13 protein-coding genes are annotated in these 17,741 nt (G+C 61.7%); all 13 read right to left on the reverse strand.

Annotation, left to right across the window (positions count from 1 at the left end; genetic code table 11):
- Positions 1-1,654: 1,654 nt before the first annotated feature.
- Positions 1,655-2,143: an RDD family protein gene (locus J3B00_RS07560; RefSeq protein WP_209866234.1), complete on the reverse strand. Its 489-nt coding sequence runs from the start codon at positions 2,141-2,143 to the stop codon at positions 1,655-1,657.
- A 92-nt stretch (positions 2,144-2,235) separates the two neighbouring features.
- Positions 2,236-2,448 (reverse strand): cold-shock protein, encoded by a 213-nt coding sequence (locus tag J3B00_RS07565; protein WP_209866237.1) that lies wholly within the window; start codon positions 2,446-2,448, stop codon positions 2,236-2,238.
- A gap of 345 nt (positions 2,449-2,793) precedes the next feature.
- Positions 2,794-3,915 carry a glycine cleavage system aminomethyltransferase GcvT gene (gene gcvT, locus J3B00_RS07570; protein WP_209866240.1) on the reverse strand — a complete coding sequence of 374 codons (1,122 nt, stop codon included), beginning with the start codon at positions 3,913-3,915 and terminating at the stop codon, positions 2,794-2,796.
- A 26-nt stretch (positions 3,916-3,941) separates the two neighbouring features.
- Positions 3,942-5,318 (reverse strand): L-serine ammonia-lyase, encoded by a 1,377-nt coding sequence (locus tag J3B00_RS07575; RefSeq protein WP_209866242.1) that lies wholly within the window; start codon positions 5,316-5,318, stop codon positions 3,942-3,944.
- A gap of 167 nt (positions 5,319-5,485) precedes the next feature.
- A complete protein-coding gene (gene gcvP, locus J3B00_RS07580; RefSeq protein ID WP_209866245.1) occupies positions 5,486-8,341 on the reverse strand; it encodes an aminomethyl-transferring glycine dehydrogenase in 2,856 nt (951 codons plus the stop codon).
- 13 nt (positions 8,342-8,354) lie between these two features.
- Positions 8,355-8,738: a glycine cleavage system protein GcvH gene (gene gcvH / locus J3B00_RS07585; protein ID WP_209866248.1), complete on the reverse strand. Its 384-nt coding sequence runs from the start codon at positions 8,736-8,738 to the stop codon at positions 8,355-8,357.
- A 301-nt stretch (positions 8,739-9,039) separates the two neighbouring features.
- A complete protein-coding gene (gene gltS, locus J3B00_RS07590; RefSeq protein WP_209866251.1) occupies positions 9,040-10,245 on the reverse strand; it encodes a sodium/glutamate symporter in 1,206 nt (401 codons plus the stop codon).
- A gap of 200 nt (positions 10,246-10,445) precedes the next feature.
- Positions 10,446-11,954: a sigma-54-dependent transcriptional regulator gene (locus tag J3B00_RS07595; RefSeq protein WP_209866254.1), complete on the reverse strand. Its 1,509-nt coding sequence runs from the start codon at positions 11,952-11,954 to the stop codon at positions 10,446-10,448.
- 315 nt (positions 11,955-12,269) lie between these two features.
- Entirely contained in the window at positions 12,270-12,638 is a 369-nt protein-coding gene (locus J3B00_RS07600; RefSeq protein WP_209866257.1) for a DUF5064 family protein, read from the reverse strand.
- A 54-nt stretch (positions 12,639-12,692) separates the two neighbouring features.
- On the reverse strand, positions 12,693-13,622 hold the full coding sequence (arcC, locus tag J3B00_RS07605) for a carbamate kinase (protein ID WP_209866260.1): 930 nt from the start codon (positions 13,620-13,622) through the stop codon (positions 12,693-12,695).
- Between the two features lie 76 nt (positions 13,623-13,698).
- Entirely contained in the window at positions 13,699-14,709 is a 1,011-nt protein-coding gene (locus J3B00_RS07610) for an ornithine carbamoyltransferase (protein ID WP_209866263.1), read from the reverse strand.
- Between the two features lie 69 nt (positions 14,710-14,778).
- A complete protein-coding gene (arcA, locus tag J3B00_RS07615) occupies positions 14,779-16,035 on the reverse strand; it encodes an arginine deiminase (protein WP_209866266.1) in 1,257 nt (418 codons plus the stop codon).
- Between the two features lie 30 nt (positions 16,036-16,065).
- Positions 16,066-17,493 (reverse strand): arginine-ornithine antiporter, encoded by a 1,428-nt coding sequence (gene arcD, locus J3B00_RS07620; protein WP_209866268.1) that lies wholly within the window; start codon positions 17,491-17,493, stop codon positions 16,066-16,068.
- Positions 17,494-17,741 lie beyond the last annotated feature (248 nt).

The following is a 17,741-nucleotide window of genomic DNA, read 5'->3' on the forward strand; positions in this document are numbered from 1 at the left end:
CGGCCATCCATGGCCTCCACCTCCCTGCGCAAGACCTCCACTCGGCCTCCTGAAGTCGCTGGTAGATCAAGAGCAAGATCAAGATCAAAAGCCAGGGCAACGGCTGGCGAATCGCTGCGCTCTCGCTTTGTTTATTTACCAGCGGATTTGTGGGGTGGCTGGCAGGGCTGCGCCCTGCGATTTGCATTGGCAGTCCCGGCCTCTTCGCGGGGCAAGCCCGCTCCTACAGGGATTGCGCAAATTTTGAACTCGGCGCAATACCTGTAGGAGCGGGCTTGCCCCGCGAAGAGGCCCGAATATCCACCCCACCTGCCACTATCAAAAACAACGCCAGCCCAGACGCCACCGCAACTTCGCGACTTCAGGAGTCCGAGTGGAGTCGCTGGTAGATCAAGATCAACAGCTAGGGCAATGGCTGGCGAATCGCTGCGCTCTCGCTTTGTTTATTTACCAGCGGATTTGTGGGGTGGCTGGGCAGGGCTGCGCCCTGCGATTTGCATTGGCAGTACCGGCCTCTTCGCGGGACAAGCCCGCTACAGGTACAGCGCCGAATTCAAAATTGGCGCAATACCTGTAGGAGCGGGCTTGCCCCGCGAAGAGGCCCGAATATCCACCCCACCTGCCCCTATCAAAAACAACGCCAGCCCAGACGCCACCGCAACTTCGCGACTTCAGGAGGCTGAGTGGAGTCGCTGGTAGATCAAGATCAACAGCTAGGGCAATGGCTGGCGAATCGCTGTGCTCTCGCTTTGTTTGTTTACCAGCGGAATTGTGGTGTGGCCGGCAGGGCTGCGCCCTGCGATTTGCATTGGCAGTACCGGCCTCTTCGCGGGACAAGCCCGCTACAGGGATTGAGCAAATTTTGAATTCGGCGCAAATCCTGTAGGAGCGGGCTTGCCCCGCGAAGAGGCCCGAATATCCACTCCACCTGCCACTATCAAAAACAACGCCAGCCCAGACGCCACCGCAACTTCGCGACTTCAGGAGGCCGAGTGGAGTCGCTGGTAGATCAAGATCTACAGCTAGGGCAATGGCTGGCGAATCGCTGCGCTCTCGCTTTGTTTATTTACCAGCGGATTTGTGGGGTGGCTGGGCAGGGCTGCGCCCTGCGATTTGCATTGGCAGTACCGGCCTCTTCGCGGGACAAGCCCGCTCCTACAGGTACTGCGCGAATTCGAAATCTGCGCAGATCCTGTAGGAGCGGGCTTGTCCCGCGAAGAGGCCCGAATATCCACCACACCTGCCACTATCGAAGACAACGCCAGCCCAGGCGCCACCCGTAACTTCGCGACGTCAGGAGGCCGAGTGGAGGTCTGGCGCAGGGAGGTGGAGGCCATGGATGGCCGGAAAGCGCTGAGGCCCAGGATGGGCCGTACAGCGCGGTCCTCCCGGAGCAAGACCGGAGCGAGGGGACCCGTAGCGCAGCGAAGGGCCGGATGCAGGAGCAGGCGGTTTTTGGTTACTTTTTTCCAAGAAAAAAAGTGACCCGCCGTAAGGGCGGAAGGGGCCAGAAAAGTCGCCACATCAAATGGATAAGCCCACAATTCCTAAGCCAAGCCAAGCCAAGCCAAGCCAACCCAAGCCAACCCAAGCCAACCCAACCCAACAGACCATCCCCCCAACAACCCGTGAAAATCCTACTAGGGCCACTGATTCATTTTTTCTGCTTGGGCACCCGCACCAGCTGAGTTTCGGAATAGATGTCATGCCAGCTGCGCTTGCGCTTGTCGATCAGTGACCAGATAAAACCCAGCCCCAGGCACAGCCAAGACGCAATCGCCACGACAAAGCGCAGCAGCGCTTGCCACAAACTGATGGCGCTGCCATCGGCGTTCTGCACCCGTACCCCCCAGACCTGCATGCCCAAGGTTTGACCACCATGGGTCCAGAACTTGGCAAAGAACCCGAACAGGGCGAACAGCAGGATCGTCGACAACAGCGGGTCGCCATCCAGCGCGCCAGCATCAGTCAGCTCACGCATGCGCTGCTCGCCGATAATCGCCCCTTGCACCAGCTTGTACCCGCCTGCCGTCACGATCAGCAGGGCGGTGCACAGCAAAAAGTCATAGAACATCGCCGCCATGCGACGGCCCAGGCCTACCGGTGGGAAATCACCCTGAGGTATGAGGGAATGCTTGGACATGCATGGCAGCTCCAGATGGCAAAGGCGCATTCTATGGAATCGCGGGCATAAAAAAGCCCCTGCAAATCAATGCAGGGGCTTTTTACGAGAAATCAGCCTTCAGCCTGGACTTCGTCAGCCTGCAGGCCTTTCTGGCCTTGGACCGCGACGAAAGTGACCTTCTGGCCCTCTTTCAGGCTCTTGAAGCCGTTGCCCTGGATGGCACGGAAGTGAACGAACAGATCAGCACCGCTCTCTGGGGTGATGAAGCCGTAACCTTTCTCGTCATTGAACCACTTGACGGTACCGCTCTGACGCTCAGCCATGGTCTTGCTTCCTATGAATCTTGGATAGTGATGACAGTTTCTATCGCTTCCTGTAAGCGAAAGAGTACTGGGCTGGGTTGCAGGAAAGTCAGAGACGTCGAGCGGGTTGTAGCAATAGCGGCTACTTGCCCAGGTCACCAACTAAAGCGACCCATGCAAACACAGTGAGCTGAATGTACGACAAGTCCAGCGAGAAAAACAAGCCCTTGCAAATGGCCAGATTTCGCCCCTTTTCCGATTACCGAACACATTGCCTCAGGCTGCATGGCGCCTGGGCTGGCGCCATGTTCAAAAGTTATTAGGCAGGTTCGAAAACGAATAACCGACGCCTGCCTCGCGCGGCCTTCAGCCGCGATAGTAACGTTGCGGAACAAAAGGCATTTTGCTGACTTTCAAGGCTACTCGCTTGCCTCTGACCAGTGCATACAGCGCTGTATCAAGTGCGCTGTGTTCATTATCGACATAGCCCATCGCCAGCGGTGCGCCGAGTGTCGGACCAAAGCCACCGCTGCACACTTTGCCAATTACCGTACCGGCTTCATCGACAATGTCTGCGCCCTCACGTACTGGCGTGCGTTCCTGTGGCAACAAGCCGACACGCTTGCGCGCAACGCCCTGCTGCTGTTGCGCGAACACAGCCTCGGCGCCAGGGAATCCACCGGCGCGCGGTCCGTCGGCGCGCCGTACTTTGGAAATGGCCCAGAGCAAGCTTGCCTCGATCGGCGTGGTGCTGCTGTCCATGTCATGGCCATAAAGGCACAGGCCGGCTTCCAGGCGCAGCGAATCGCGCGCGCCGAGGCCGATCGCCTGCACTTCAGGCTCGGCCAGCAAGCGCCGGGCGAGGGCTTCGGCACCCGCGGCAGGCACCGAGATCTCGTAACCGTCTTCGCCGGTGTAGCCCGAGCGACTGATGTAGCAGTCCTGCTCCAGCAGCTTGACCGGCCGGAACTGCATGAAGGTCATGTTCGCCACTTCTGGCGCCAGCCGCTGCAGTACCTTGACCGCCGCCGGGCCTTGCAGGGCGAGCAGGGCGCGCTCGGCAAACAGCGGCTGGATCTCGCAGCGCTGGCCGATGTGCTGGCGCAGGTGGGCGAGGTCTTGCTCCTTGCAGGCGGCATTGACCACCAGGAACAGCTGGTCGTTACCCAGGTTGGCGACCATCAGGTCGTCAAGGATTCCGCCGTTCTCGTTGGTGAACATCGCATAGCGCTGCATGCCTACCGGCAGGTCGATGATGTCGACCGGTACCAGCGACTCCAGAGCCCGGGCCGCATCACTGCCGGTCAGGAGGATCTGGCCCATATGCGAAACATCGAACAGGCCGGCCTGCTCACGTGTGTGCAAGTGCTCTTTGAGTACGCCCAGTGGGTATTGCACCGGCATGTCGAAGCCGGCGAACGGCACCATGCGCGCGCCGAGCTCCAGGTGCAGGGCGTGCAAGGGGGTCTTGAGCAGTGTTTCGGACATCGATGACTCCTTGGTTATTGTTGGGCTCAACATTCGATGATGTTGACGGCCAGACCGCCGCGGGCGGTCTCCTTGTATTTGCTTTTCATGTCAGCGCCGGTCTGGCGCATGGTGCGGATGACCTTGTCGAGCGAGACGAAGTGTTGGCCGTCGCCGCGCAAGGCCATGCGCACGGCATTGATGGCCTTTACCGAGCCCATGGCGTTGCGCTCGATGCAGGGCACCTGGACCAGGCCGCCGATCGGGTCGCAGGTCAGGCCCAGGTTGTGTTCCATGCCGATCTCGGCGGCGTTCTCGACTTGTTGCGGGGTGCCGCCCATGACTTCACACAGCGCCCCAGCCGCCATCGAACAGGCCACGCCCACTTCGCCCTGGCAACCGACTTCGGCACCCGAGATCGATGCGTTTTCCTTGTACAGAATGCCGATGGCCGCGGCGGTGAGGAGAAACCGCACCACGCCGTCGTCGCTGGCCCCTGGAACGAAGCGCATGTAGTAATGCAGCACCGCCGGGACGATGCCCGCCGCTCCATTGGTGGGCGCGGTTACCACGCGCCCGCCATTGGCGTTTTCTTCGTTGACTGCCAGCGCATACAGGTTGACCCAGTCGAGCACCGACAGGGCATCGCGCAGGCTCGCCTCCGGGTGCTGACTGAGCTGGCGGTAAAGCGCCGGTGCCCGGCGTTTGACCTTCAGCCCGCCAGGCAGGATGCCTTCGTGACGACAGCCCGCCTCGACGCAGTCCTGCATCACCTGCCAGATACGCAGCAGCCCGGCGCGGGTCTCGCTTTCCGGGCGCCAGGCAGCTTCGTTGGCCAGCATCACCTGGCTGAACGACAGTTGCTGTGCAGTGCAATGGGCGAGTAGCGCCTTGCCGGTGGTGAACGGGTACGTCAGTGGTGTGCTGTCTTCGACGATACGGTCGTGGCCGGCAGCCTCTTCGTCGACTACGAAACCACCGCCCACCGAGTAGTACTCGCGGCTGCGGATCTGTAACCCGGCGGCGTCGAAGGCGCGAAAGATCATGCCGTTGGGGTGGTAGGCGAGGGGCTTGCGGATCATCGCCAGGTGTTGCTTCTCGATGAACGCGACGTCGTGCTCGCCGAGCAGGCGCAAATGGCCGCTGTCGCGGATGGCCCGCAGGCGGGCAGGGATGGCCTCGGTGTCGACGGTGTCCGGGTGCTCGCCTTCCAGGCCGAGCAGCACCGCCTTGTCACTGTCGTGACCTTTGCCGGTGGCGCCCAGCGAGCCGTACAGCTCAGCCCTGACGCTGGCCGTCTGCGCCAGCAGGTTGTCCCGGCGCAGCCCCTCGGCGAAGCGGGCGGCGGCGCGCATCGGGCCGACTGTGTGCGAGCTGGAGGGGCCGATGCCGATCTTGAACAGGTCGAAGACGCTCAGTGACATGGTGCTTCCTCCAGTTGGCTTGACGTCGTTTGACAGGGCCCTGGGACCGCTACGCGGCCCTCTCGCGACACAAGGCCGCTCCCACAGGGATGGTGAGTGCCGCCGCCCCTTGTGGGAGCGGCCTTGTGCCGCGAAAAGGCTGCACAGCAGCCCCTCTGACAGGCGCCTCAGACGTCCTGATAGCTCTCGATCGACGGGCAGGCGCAGACCAGGTTGCGGTCGCCGAAGACGTTGTCGACCCGGCCGACCGGTGGCCAGTACTTGGCTTCGACCAGGCTCGCCAACGGGTATACCGCCTGCTCGCGGCTGTAGCCGTGGGTCCACTCGCCGACCAGTTCCGCCGCAGTGTGCGGGGCGTTTTTCAGCGGGTTGTCATCCTTGTCGAGGCTGCCGTTCTCGACCGCGCGAATCTCTTCACGGATCTTGATCATCGCTTCACAGAAACGGTCCAGTTCTTCCTTGGCCTCACTCTCAGTCGGCTCGATCATCAGCGTGCCGGCCACCGGGAAGGACATGGTCGGGGCATGGAAACCGAAGTCGATCAGGCGCTTGGCCACGTCGTCGACGCTGATGCCGCTGCTGTCCTTGAGCGGGCGCAGGTCGAGGATGCACTCGTGTGCCACCAGCCCATTGCCGCCGGTGTACAACACAGGATAGTGCTCTTCCAGGCGCCGGGCGATGTAGTTGGCGTTGAGGATGGCCATCTGCGAAGCGCGGGTCAGGCCAGCGCCACCCATCATTCGAATGTACATCCAGGTGATCGGCAGGATGCTGGCGCTGCCGAACGGTGCCGCGCAGACAGCACCGCCGGTGTTCTCCAGCGTGGCATGGCCCGGCAGGAATGGCGCCAGGTGCGACTTGACGCCGATCGGGCCGACGCCGGGCCCGCCACCGCCGTGAGGGATGCAGAAGGTCTTGTGCAGGTTCAGGTGGGAGACGTCGCCGCCGAACTTGCCGGGGGCGCACAGGCCGACCATGGCATTCATGTTGGCGCCGTCGATGTACACCTGGCCGCCGTTGTCGTGAATGATCGCGCAGATCTCGCCGATCGCTTCCTCGAACACGCCGTGGGTCGACGGGTAGGTGATCATGATTGCCGCGAGCTGCTCGCGGTGTTCGATGGCCTTGGCGCGCAGGTCGTCGATGTCGACGTTGCCACGGGCGTCGCAGGCAGTGACTACCACGCGCATGCCGGCCATGTGTGCGGTGGCCGGGTTGGTGCCGTGCGCCGAGGACGGGATCAGGCAGATATTGCGGTGCGCCTCGCCGCGGCTGCGGTGATAGGCACGGATCGCCAACAGGCCGGCGTACTCGCCTTGGGAGCCGGCGTTGGGCTGCAGCGACACGGCGTCATAGCCAGTGGCGGCGCAGAGCATGGCTTCCAGCTCGCGGGTCATCTGCAGGTAGCCCTGGCTCTGCGCGGCAGGTGCGAAGGGGTGCAAGTTGCCGAATTCGGCCCAGGTGACCGGGATCATTTCGCTGGCAGCGTTGAGCTTCATGGTGCAAGAGCCCAGCGGGATCATGCTGCGATCCAGCGCCAGGTCCTTGTCAGCCAGGCGGCGCAGGTAGCGCATCAGTTCGGTTTCGCTGTGGTAGCGGTTGAACACCGGGTGCTCGAGGATTGCCGACTGGCGCACCAGTGCGGCTGGCAGGCGCGAGGCGCTGGCGGCGGCGAGGGTGGCGAAGTCGGGCAGCGGCTGGTCGCCGGCAAATACCTGCCAGAGCGCTTCGACATCGGCCTGGCCGCAGGTTTCGTCGAGCGACAGGCCAACGTGGCCGGCGTCGATCTGGCGCAGGTTGATGCGCTGGGCACTGGCCTTGTCGTGCAGGGCCGCAGTGGCTTCGCCGCTGGCCAGGGTGAGGGTGTCGAAGAAGCCTTCGGTGACCACCTCGGTGCCCAGCTGGGTGAGGCCGGCGGCGAGGATCGCGGTCAGTGCGTGGGTACGCTCGGCGATGCGCTTGAGGCCTGCCGGGCCATGATAGACGGCGAACATGCTGGCGATGTTGGCCAGCAGCACCTGCGCGGTGCAGATGTTGCTGGTGGCCTTCTCGCGGCGAATGTGCTGCTCGCGGGTTTGCATGGCCAGGCGCAGGGCAGTCTTGCCGAAGCGGTCGATCGAGACCCCGACCAGGCGCCCGGGCATGTCGCGCTTGAACGCATCGCGGGTGGCGAAGTAGGCCGCATGCGGGCCACCAAAGCCCAGCGGCACCCCAAAGCGCTGGGCGCTGCCGATGGCCACGTCGGCCTCGAACTCGCCAGGCGGGGTCAGCAGGGTCAGCGCCAGCAGGTCGGCGGCGACCGCGACCAGGGCATTGGCCGCGTGCAGGCGCTCTACCAACTCGCGGTAGTCGAACACGTCGCCGTTACTCGCCGGGTATTGCAGCAGTGCGCCGAAGAAGGCGCTGACGTCGCTCAGTTCACGCTCATCACCGACCACTACGTCGATGCCCAGCGGTTCGGCACGGGTGCGCAAGACGTCGAGGGTCTGCGGGTGGCAGTGGACCGAGGCGAAGAAGGCGTGGCTGGTTTTGTTTTTCGACAGGCGTTTGCAGAACGTCATGGCTTCTGCGGCGGCGGTGGCTTCGTCAAGCAGGGAGGCGTTGGCGATTGGCAGGCCGGTAAGGTCGCTGATCAAGGTCTGGAAGTTCAGCAGCGCTTCCAGGCGACCCTGGGAAATCTCGGGCTGGTACGGGGTATAAGCGGTGTACCAGGCGGGGTTTTCCAGCAGGTTGCGCAGAATCGGTGCCGGGGTGTGGGTGTTGTAGTAGCCCTGGCCGATCAGGCTCTTGAACAGCTGGTTGTTGCCGGCGATGGCCTTCAGGGCGGCAAGGGCATCGGCTTCACTCTGGCCGTCGCTGTTGCCCAGCACGCTGGTGCCCTTGATGCTGTCGGGGATGACGGCGGCGCTCATGGCCTCAAGGCTGTCGAAGCCGAGGGTGGCGAGCATGGCCTGCTCGTCAGCGGTGCGCGGGCCGATGTGGCGGGCGATGAATTCGTTGGCGGTGCCGAGGTTGATAGTCATGGTCGGTTGCTCCTCAGGCGTCGGCGTTGGCTTTGATCAGGCGGTCATAGGCGTCCTGGTCGAGCAGGGCGGCCACGGCGTTGGCGTCGGCGGGGACGAAGCGGAAGAACCAGCCTTCGCCCAGCGGGTCTTCATTGACCAGCTCGGGGTTGTCAGCCAGTTGCTCGTTGACTGCCACCACTTCACCACTCAGAGGCATGTATACGCCGCTGGCAGCTTTGACCGATTCGACGGTGGAAGCTTCGGCAGCTTGCTCGTAGCGCTGCAGCTCCGGCAGTTGCACGTAGACCACATCACCCAGGGCGTTCTGGGCGAAGGCGGTGATGCCTACGGTGACGCTGCCATCGGCTTCAGTACGCAGCCATTCGTGATCTTCAGTGAAACGCAACTCGCTCATGGGAATTCCTCAGGGAAGCAGGGCGTGGGCGCGGTGGGCCGCACTCTTGGGTTGGGCTTCTCTAAGCAAAAATGCGGCCATTGATTAAAAGCTGTTATAAATCAATGGCTTAAATATTTTAATATGAGCTTTGCTCAGGCCTGTGGAATGAAACCGATACAGTAGCGAGCGTGGGCAAAAGGGTTTGAGGATCAAACCCTTGGTATTGCTTACCGATGGGGATATGTATCGAATTCAGTACAGCGTATTGATTTAAATACACTCTGGCGAGCGCAGCGTGCTACGTGATCGTTGTCAGCTGTCAAAGGGCGACAAAGAATGGCAGCGCCAAGTACAACTTGATCACAATCACGTTAATGATGTCGATAAAGAACGCGCCCACCATCGGCACCACCAGGAACGCAATCTGCGAGGGCCCAAAGCGTTGGGTGACGGCTTGCATATTGGCAATCGCAGTGGGCGTTGCACCCAGTCCAAAACCGCAGTGGCCTGCTGCCAAGACTGCTGCGTCGTAATTGGAACCCATGATTCGGAATGTCACGAAAATCGCAAACAGGGCCATGACCAATGTTTGCGCGGCCAGCAAGATAAAGAAGGGCAGGGCCAGTGCTGCCAGATCCCACAATTTGAGCGACATCAATGCGATCGCCAAAAACAGCGACAGGCTGACATTGCCCAATACCGAAACTTCCCGTTCAAAGACTTGATACAGGCCTAACGCAGACAGCCCGTTGCGTAATAGCACACCGACAAACAACACACAGACGAATGTCGGCAAGGCCAACGCAGTGCCTTGCAACACACCACTCAAGAGCGTACCGGCCATCAAACTGGTCGAGATCAAGGCGAAGGTCTCGATCATTGAAAATGGGGTGATCAAACGCTCTTCGTTCGGCTGTTCAAAGCCCTTGGGCAAACGTGATGTTTCCTGCTTGAGGCCAGGTGTTTGCACCCGATTGATCAACAGGCGAGCGACCGGGCCGCCGATCAGGCCGCCCAGCACCAGACCAAAGGTTGCCGCAGCCAGTGCCAGTTCAGTGGCCGACGCTACGCCATACTGTTCGCTGAAGGTCGCGCCCCAGGCGGCGCCCGTACCGTGGCCGCCCGACAAGGAGATCGAACCGGACAGCAGTCCCAGCAACGGGTCGAGTCCCAACGCTTTCGCCAGGCCGATGCCCATGGCGTTTTGCACCACCAGAAGCCCAGTCACCGCCAATAAAAAGACCCCAACAACGCGTCCGCCTTTTTTCAAACTACTGATATCGGCACTCAAGCCGATGGTGGCAAAGAACGCCAGCATTAATGGCGTTTGCAGGGAAGTATCAAATTTGACCTGAATCTCCAGCGCGCGCAACGCCAGCAGGAGTAGCGCCACGAGCAGGCCGCCTGCGACCGGTTCCGGGATATTGTAAGTTCGCAGAAAACTGATGCGCATAACAAGACCACGGCCCAACAGTAATACCAGGGATGCGGCGACAAGTGTCCCGTAAAAATCAAGTTCAAGCATTAAGGCTACTCTTCATTTTCTAGAAGGCGGACGGGGCCCTGTTCAGGGGCCGAGTGCAAGTGCCCGGCTCGCCATTCTACGCGGCAGTACTTGAATGCGTCCGGGGGTAGCCCCCAAGAAAAATCTGATAACTACACGGGATTTTCCTGAGCATGAAGGCCCAGTGCCCAAGAGTGCTGAGAAAATTCGCAGTAACCCTGTCAGGCCTTGTTTGGAATTCCGTATTTACGCAGCCGCTGGGCAATCGCGGTGTGGGAAGTTTGCAAGCGCCCCGCCAGTTGCCGGGTCGAGGGATAACTGGCATACAAGCGCTGCAGCAACTCGCGCTCGAAGTCGCCTACTGCCTGCTCCAGGCTCGCCACCTCACCTTCTTGACCGCGCGCCACTGATGTACCTGCAATGTCCAGGTCGTCGATGTCGACCAGATTGCTGTCGCAGATCGCCGCGGCGCGGAAGATCACGTTCTGCAATTGCCGCACATTACCCGGCCAGGGATTGGCCAGCAGCGCGGCATGGGTGCCTGGCGTCAGGCGGCAGGGCGGGCGCTGGATCTGGGTGCAGGCCTGCTGCATGAAGTAATGCGCCAGCAGGAGGATGTCCTGGCCACGCTCACGCAGCGGCGGTACCTGCAGGTTGAGCACGTTGAGGCGGTAGAACAGGTCTTCGCGGAAGGTCCCTTCGGCGACCATCCGCTCCAGGTCGCGGTGGGTCGCGCTGATGATGCGCACGTCGACTTTGACCTCGCGATCACCGCCAACCCGGCGAAAGCTGCCGTCGCTGAGAAAGCGCAGCAGCTTGGCCTGCAGGTACGGCGACATCTCGCCGATCTCGTCGAGAAACACCGTGCCCTGGTTGGCCAGCTCCATCAGCCCGGGCTTGCCACCCCGTTGTGCGCCGGTAAAGGCGCCGGGGGCGTAGCCGAACAGTTCGCTCTCGGCCAGGCTCTCGGGCAGTGCGGCGCAGTTGAGCGCCAGAAATGGTGCGGCGTGACGGCTGCTCAGGGCATGACTGGCGCGGGCCACCAGCTCCTTGCCGGTGCCCGTCTCGCCATGCACCAGCAGCGGCGCGTCGAGCACCGCCACGCGCAGGGCGCGGGCCTTTAGGGTGCGGATGGCCGGAGAATCACCGAGCAGCGCGTCGAACCCCTCGGCGTGGTCGTGGTGCAGGGCCGACAGGCGCTCGCCCATGCGGGTTGGTGGGTACAGGGTGAGCAAGCCGCCAGCGTTGGTGATCGGGGTGGCATCCAGGAGCAGGCTTTGGCCGTTGAGCTGCATCTCACGCATCGGCAGGTGGAAGTTGTTGTCCAGCAGCGCCTGCAGCAGGTCAGGGTCCTTGAACAGTTCGCCGACCGAGCGCCCGGCCGATTCTCGCCCGCACAGGGCAATCAGCGCGGGATTGGCCAACAGCACCTTGCCAGCGCTGTCGACCGCCAGTACCGGGTCACTCATGGCCGCCAACAGGGCATCGAGTTGCAGGTGGCGGCGTTGGCCGGGGAGGATGTCGACGACTTCGACCGACTGTACGCCGTGGACCTCGAACAGCGCGTCATGCAGTTCTTCAAGTACTGCCGGGCTGAGCGTGGGGGCGTCGATGTAGACGTTGGGCGGGACCATCTCCACCGCATCCAGGTTGAGGTGGCGGGCACCGAGCAGGGCCAGGACTTCCTGGGTGATGCCGACGCGGTCGATGAAGCTGACGTGGATGCGCATGAGGGGCTGTAGGGCAGTGACCGGGGAGGGCGTCAGTATGCCTTGAGAATTCGGGCATGCCCAATAGCGCGGGGACCGCTACGCGATCCTTTCCGACCGGTCCGGCTCCCCGGCAAGGCCGCTTCTACAGACACAGCACCAGTCTTGGGGCATGCGCGGACTCTGCGGGGGGATTCTGTTTGGCACACAACCTTAAAGTTAGCGCGATCACTGTGGGAGCGGCCTTGTGTCGCGAAATGAGGGCGCAGCCCTCACCGGTATCACATCCAGCTACGATCCGTTCGCCCACTGCGATCCTGTAGGAGCAAGACTGCTTCAGCCGAGATGCTCGGGCTTGATCGGGTCGCCGGATTTCACGTCCAGCTGCTGGCGTATGTCCTCGAACATCAGGTCGTAGATCTTGTGCGAAGAGCCCAGGCTCTCGAATTTCTTGCCAGCGGGCATGTAGCTCTGGGCTTTGCGCGTGGCCAGGCTGAGAAAACTTGGCAGCACCTGGTCCTTGGGCAAAAAGAACTTCTCGTCGACTGTCTTGCCCTCGATGCTGCCATGCAAATGGAACTGGATACCCCGGCCTTCCTGGGGGTCCTGCGCGGCTTCGTACTGAATATTCAGATCGTAGCTGTGGTCGTTGTTGTTCAGCGCAGTGCGCTCGATATGGACATGCCCCGGTTCGAATTTGGCCATGGTGCAATCCTCCGCAAGGTTGAAAAAGGCGGGCCACAGGCCCGCCAACTGCATTCAACGGTAGCTGATACCGGGCTTGGCGGTTGAAACCCGCGTCCCGGCCGTGCCTTTGACGATCTCTTCGATGTCTGCCAGCGAGCCGATCACGGCGACCTTGCCGGTGTTGCGGGCAAAGTCGCAGGCTGCCTGGACCTTCGGCCCCATCGAGCCTGCGGCAAAGCCAAGCCGCTCCAGTTCGTCGGGGTGGGCCTGGGCGATGGCCTTCTGGCTGGGCTTGTTGAAGTCGATGTACGCCGCGTCGACGTCGGTGGCGATCACCAGCAGATCGGCCTCAAGCTGCTCGGCGAGCAACGCCGAACAGAGGTCCTTGTCGATCACCGCTTCAATGCCCTTGAGCTTGCGCTGCTCGTCATACATGGTCGGGATACCGCCACCGCCGGCGCAGATGACAATGCTGCTTTTTTCCAGCAGCCACTTGATCGGGCGGATCTCGAAGATGCGCTTGGGTTTCGGGCTGGCCACCACGCGGCGGTATTTGTCGCCATCGGCCTTGACCACCCAGCCCTTTTCCTTGGCCAGGCGCTCGGCTTCGTCCTTGGCGTAAACCGGGCCAATGAACTTGGTCGGATCCTTGAACGCAGGGTCGTTGGGGTCGACTTCAACCTGGGTGAGGAGGGTGGCGAACGGCACTTCGAAGGCGAGCAGGTTGCCCAGTTCCTGTTCGATGATGTAGCCGATCATGCCTTCGGTTTCGGCACCGAGCACATCCAGCGGATACGCTTCGTCTGGCTTGTAGGACTGGCCCTGAAGGGACAGCAGGCCGACCTGAGGGCCATTGCCGTGGGCGATGACCAATTGATTGCCGGGGTGGATCTTGGCGATCTGTTCGGTGGCGATGCGGATGTTGGCCCGCTGGTTGTCAGCGGTCAACGGTTCGCCGCGGCGCAACAGGGCGTTGCCGCCCAATGCAACAACGATACGCATGGTGAAGTGTCCTTTGGCAAAACGAAGGAGAGCACGCCTCCAGGGGCCGAGGGCTGCTGGAGGCGGCGTCGGGCTGTTACAGGTCAGCCAGAGTCGAGACCAGAATCGCCTTGATCGTGTGCATGCGGTTTTCCGCCTGCTCGAAGGCGATGCAGGCCGGCGACTCGAACACGTCGTCAGTCACTTCAATGCCGTTTTTCAGGTGCGGATACTGTTCGGCGATCTGTTTGCCAACCTTGGTATCGGAGTTGTGGAAGGCCGGCAGGCAGTGCATGAACTTGGCCCGTGGGTTGCCGGTGGCTTTCATCAGCTCGGCGTTGACCTGATAGGGCAGCAGTTGCTGGATACGCTCGCCCCAGGCCTCGACCGGCTCGCCCATCGATACCCAGACGTCGGTATGCACGAAGTCGACGCCCTTGACCGCTGCTTTCGGATCTTCAGTGAGGGTGATCCGTGCGCCGCTTTCTTCGGCGTACTTGTGGCACCGCGCAACCAGGTCGTCGAGTGGCCACAGCGCCTTTGGCGCGGCGATGCGCACGTCCATGCCGAGCTTGGCGCCGATCAGCAGCAGCGAGTTGCCCATGTTGTTGCGGGCATCACCCAGGTAGGCGTAGCTGATGTCGTGGATCGGCTTGTCGCTGTTCTCACGCATGGTCAGCACGTCGGCGATCATCTGGGTCGGGTGATACTCATCGGTGAGGCCGTTGAACACCGGCACCCCGGCGAACTTGGCCAGCTCTTCGACGATCTCCTGCTTGAAACCGCGGTATTCGATGGCGTCGTACATCCGGCCGAGGACACGCGCGGTGTCCTTCATGCTCTCCTTGTGGCCGATCTGCGACGAGTTGGGGTCGATGTAGGTGACGTTGGCGCCTTGGTCGTAGGCGGCCACTTCGAACGCGCAGCGGGTGCGAGTCGAGGTCTTTTCGAAGATCAGGGCGATGTTGTTGCCCTTCAGGTGTTGCTGCTCGGTGCCGGTGTACTTGGCGCGCTTGAGGTCGCGCGACAGGTCGAGGAGGTAGCGCAACTCACGCGTGGTGTGGTGTTCCAGGCTGAGCAGGTTGCGGTTATGGATGTTGAACGCCATGACAGTTCTCCTTGGATTCGGTGAGGTACCCGGCCAGCGCCGTGTGGGCGTGACCGGGGTGCAGGTCGTCTAGTAATCGATAGGGTCGCGTACGATCGGGCAGGTCATGCAGTGGCCGCCGCCACGGCCGCGGCCGAGCTCGCCGGCACTGATGGTGATGACCTCGACGCCGGCCTTGCGCAGCAAGGTGTTGGTATAGGTGTTGCGGTCGTAGCCGATGACCACGCCGGGCTCCACGGCGACCACGTTGTTGCCGTCGTCCCACTGCTCGCGTTCGGCGGCGAAGCTGTTGCCACCGGTTTCAACCACACGCAGTTGCTTGAGGTTGAGCGACTCGGCAACCACGTCCAGGAACGACTTGTTCTCGCGGCGCACGTCGAGCCCATAGGGTTTGCTGCTGTCCTGGCGGATGACGAACGGCACGATCTCCTTGACCACTTCCGGGAAGATCGTCACCAGGTCGCGGTCGCAGAAGCTGAACACGGTGTCCAGGTGCATTGCCGCGCGCGACTTGGGCAGGCCGGCAACCACGACTTTCTCCACCGCGCCCTTGGCGAACAACGACTGCGCCAGCTGGCCGATGGCCTGGCGCGAGGTGCGCTCGCCCATGCCGATCAACACCACGCCATTGCCGATCGGCATGACGTCGCCGCCTTCCAGGGTGGCCTTGCCGTGGTCCTTGTCCGGGTCGCCGTACCAGATTTCAAACTCGGCGTTGGTGAACTCGGGGTGGAACTTGTAGATCGCGCTGGTCAACAGGGTTTCCTGGCGGCGCGCTGGCCAGTACATCGGGTTGAGGGTGACCCCGCCATAGATCCAGCAGGTGGTGTCACGGGTGAACTGGGTGTTGGGCAGTGGGTCGAGGAGGAAGCTCGAGTGGCCGAGGTAATCGCGGTACATCTTGATCACGCTGGCGCCTTCGCTGTCGGGCAGGTCTTCACCGGCCACGCCGCCGATGAGGAACTCGGCCAGCTTGCGCGGTTCGAGGCCTTCGAGCCAGCTGCGCACTTCGTTGGTCAGGCCCAGGCCGACGGTGTCTGGGGTGATCTTGCGGTCGAGAATCCACTTCAGGGCTTCAGGATTCTGGATGGTTTCGGTGAGCAGGTTGTGCATCTCCAGCACTTCAATGCCGCGCTCGCGCATCTTGGTGACGAAATCGAAATGGTCACGCTTGGCCTGGTTGACCCAGATCACGTCATCGAACAGCAGCTCGTCGCAGTTGCTCGGCGTCAGGCGCTGGTGCGCCAGACCTGGAGAACACACCATCACTTTGCGCAGTTTGCCGGCTTCGGAATGGACGCCGTACTTAACTTTATCGGTGGACATGGTTGAAACCTCCATGGTGCAAATCAGTGGTCAGAGAGTCAGGAAACCGTCGTACAGGCCGTAGGCGGCAAACAGCGCGCCTGCAACCACGGCGGCGAAGATCAGCTTCTCCACATTGGTAAAGATCGGTTGGCCCAATTCACGCTTGGCTTTGGCGAACAGGATCGCGCCAGGGGCGTATAGCAGGGCCGAGAGCAACAGGTACTTCATGCCGCCGGCGTACAGCAGCCAGATCGCGTAGAGCAGGGCAATAGCGCCGATGATCAGGTCTTTGCTGCGTTCACCCGGGGCTTGCTCGTAGGTTTCGCCACGCAGTGCCATGAGGAAGCCGTAGGCCGCAGACCACAGGTAGGGCACCAGGATCATCGAGGTGGCGAGGTAGATCAGCGACAGGTAGGTACTGGCCGAGAACAGCGTGATGACCAGGAAGATCTGCACCATGGCGTTGGTCAGCCAGAGCGCGTTGGCCGGTACTTGGTTGGCGTTCTCCTTGCGCAGGAACTCCGGCATGGTGTGGTCCTTGGCGGCGGCAAACATGATCTCCGCGCAGAGCAGCACCCACGACAGCAGGGCACCGAGCAGCGAGATGATCAAGCCGATGCTGATCAGCACGGCACCCCAGTCGCCGACCACATATTTGAGCACCGCGGCCATCGACGGATTCTGCAGCTTGGCCAGTTCCGGTTGAGTCATGACCCCCATCGACAGCACGTTGACCAGGACCAGGAACAGCAGCACGGTGATGAAACCGATGACCGTCGCCTTGCCGACGTCGGAGCGTTTTTCTGCTCTTGAGGAGAAGATGCTCGCGCCCTCGATGCCGATGAATACCCAGACGGTGACCAGCATCATGTTGCGCACCTGGTTCATCACACTGCCCAGATCGGGCGAGCCCAGGCCCCAGATGTCGGCGGTGAACACATCGAGCTTGAAGGCGAACAGGCAGACCAGCGCGAACAGCACCAGCGGCACGACCTTGGCCACGGTGGTGACCAGGTTGATGAACGCCGCTTCCTTGATCCCGCGCAGCACCAGAAAGTGCACGGCCCAGAGCAGGATCGACGCGCCTATCACGGCCGCCGGGGTGTTGCCCTCGCCAAAGATCGGGAAGAAGTAGCCCAAGGTGCTGAACAGCAGGACGAAGTAACCGACGTTGCCCAGCCAGGCGCTGATCCAGTAACCCCAGGCCGAGGAAAAGCCCATGTAGTCGCCGAAACCGGCCTTGGCGTAGGCATACACCCCGCCATCGAGGTTTGGTTTGCGGTTGGCCAGGGTCTGGAACACGAAGGCCAGGGTCAGCATGCCCACTGCGGTGATCGCCCAGCCGATCAATACGGCTCCGACCCCCGCGCTGGCGGCCATGTTTTGCGGCAAGGAAAATATCCCGCCACCGATCATCGAGCCGACGACAAGTGCAACCAGTGCACCCAGTTTTAGTTTCTCGGGAGAATCAGACATTTAACAACTCCGAGCCAGGAGAAAGTTGACATCAGGTTAAAACTGACGCCGGTGTCATGCCCTGACCTAGATCAGTTCATGATGCCGTGAAGTACGAAAAATCCTTCACGGTGTCTCCTGGAGAGTGCCGACAGCTATGCTGCAGGCCTTATGCGCTGGCACCTCCATGTACTTCTAGAGCAAACGCTCTGTTCAAGCCTGCGAATTCTCAAGCTAGTCTCTTTTACCGGTTTCGCAAATTTTTCCTG

This window comes from Pseudomonas sp. BP8, assembly GCF_017875955.1.
GTDB lineage: Bacteria > Pseudomonadota > Gammaproteobacteria > Pseudomonadales > Pseudomonadaceae > Aquipseudomonas.

Bases quoted from the DNA above. Each gene is read 5' to 3' on its own strand.
- J3B00_RS07610 (WP_209866263.1), bottom strand. From the start codon at position 14,709: ATGGCGTTCAACATCCATAACCGCAACCTGCTCAGCCTGGAACACCAC.
- J3B00_RS07575 (WP_209866242.1), bottom strand. From the start codon at position 5,318: ATGTCACTGAGCGTCTTCGACCTGTTCAAGATCGGCATCGGCCCCTCC.
- J3B00_RS07565 (WP_209866237.1), bottom strand. From the start codon at position 2,448: ATGGCTGAGCGTCAGAGCGGTACCGTCAAGTGGTTCAATGACGAGAAA.
- gcvT (WP_209866240.1), bottom strand. From the start codon at position 3,915: ATGTCCGAAACACTGCTCAAGACCCCCTTGCACGCCCTGCACCTGGAG.
- J3B00_RS07560 (WP_209866234.1), bottom strand. From the start codon at position 2,143: ATGTCCAAGCATTCCCTCATACCTCAGGGTGATTTCCCACCGGTAGGC.
- J3B00_RS07600 (WP_209866257.1), bottom strand. From the start codon at position 12,638: ATGGCCAAATTCGAACCGGGGCATGTCCATATCGAGCGCACTGCGCTG.
- J3B00_RS07595 (WP_209866254.1), bottom strand. From the start codon at position 11,954: ATGCGCATCCACGTCAGCTTCATCGACCGCGTCGGCATCACCCAGGAA.
- arcD (WP_209866268.1), bottom strand. From the start codon at position 17,493: ATGTCTGATTCTCCCGAGAAACTAAAACTGGGTGCACTGGTTGCACTT.
- gcvP (WP_209866245.1), bottom strand. From the start codon at position 8,341: ATGACTATCAACCTCGGCACCGCCAACGAATTCATCGCCCGCCACATC.
- gltS (WP_209866251.1), bottom strand. From the start codon at position 10,245: ATGCTTGAACTTGATTTTTACGGGACACTTGTCGCCGCATCCCTGGTA.
- gcvH (WP_209866248.1), bottom strand. From the start codon at position 8,738: ATGAGCGAGTTGCGTTTCACTGAAGATCACGAATGGCTGCGTACTGAA.
- arcC (WP_209866260.1), bottom strand. From the start codon at position 13,622: ATGCGTATCGTTGTTGCATTGGGCGGCAACGCCCTGTTGCGCCGCGGC.
- arcA (WP_209866266.1), bottom strand. From the start codon at position 16,035: ATGTCCACCGATAAAGTTAAGTACGGCGTCCATTCCGAAGCCGGCAAA.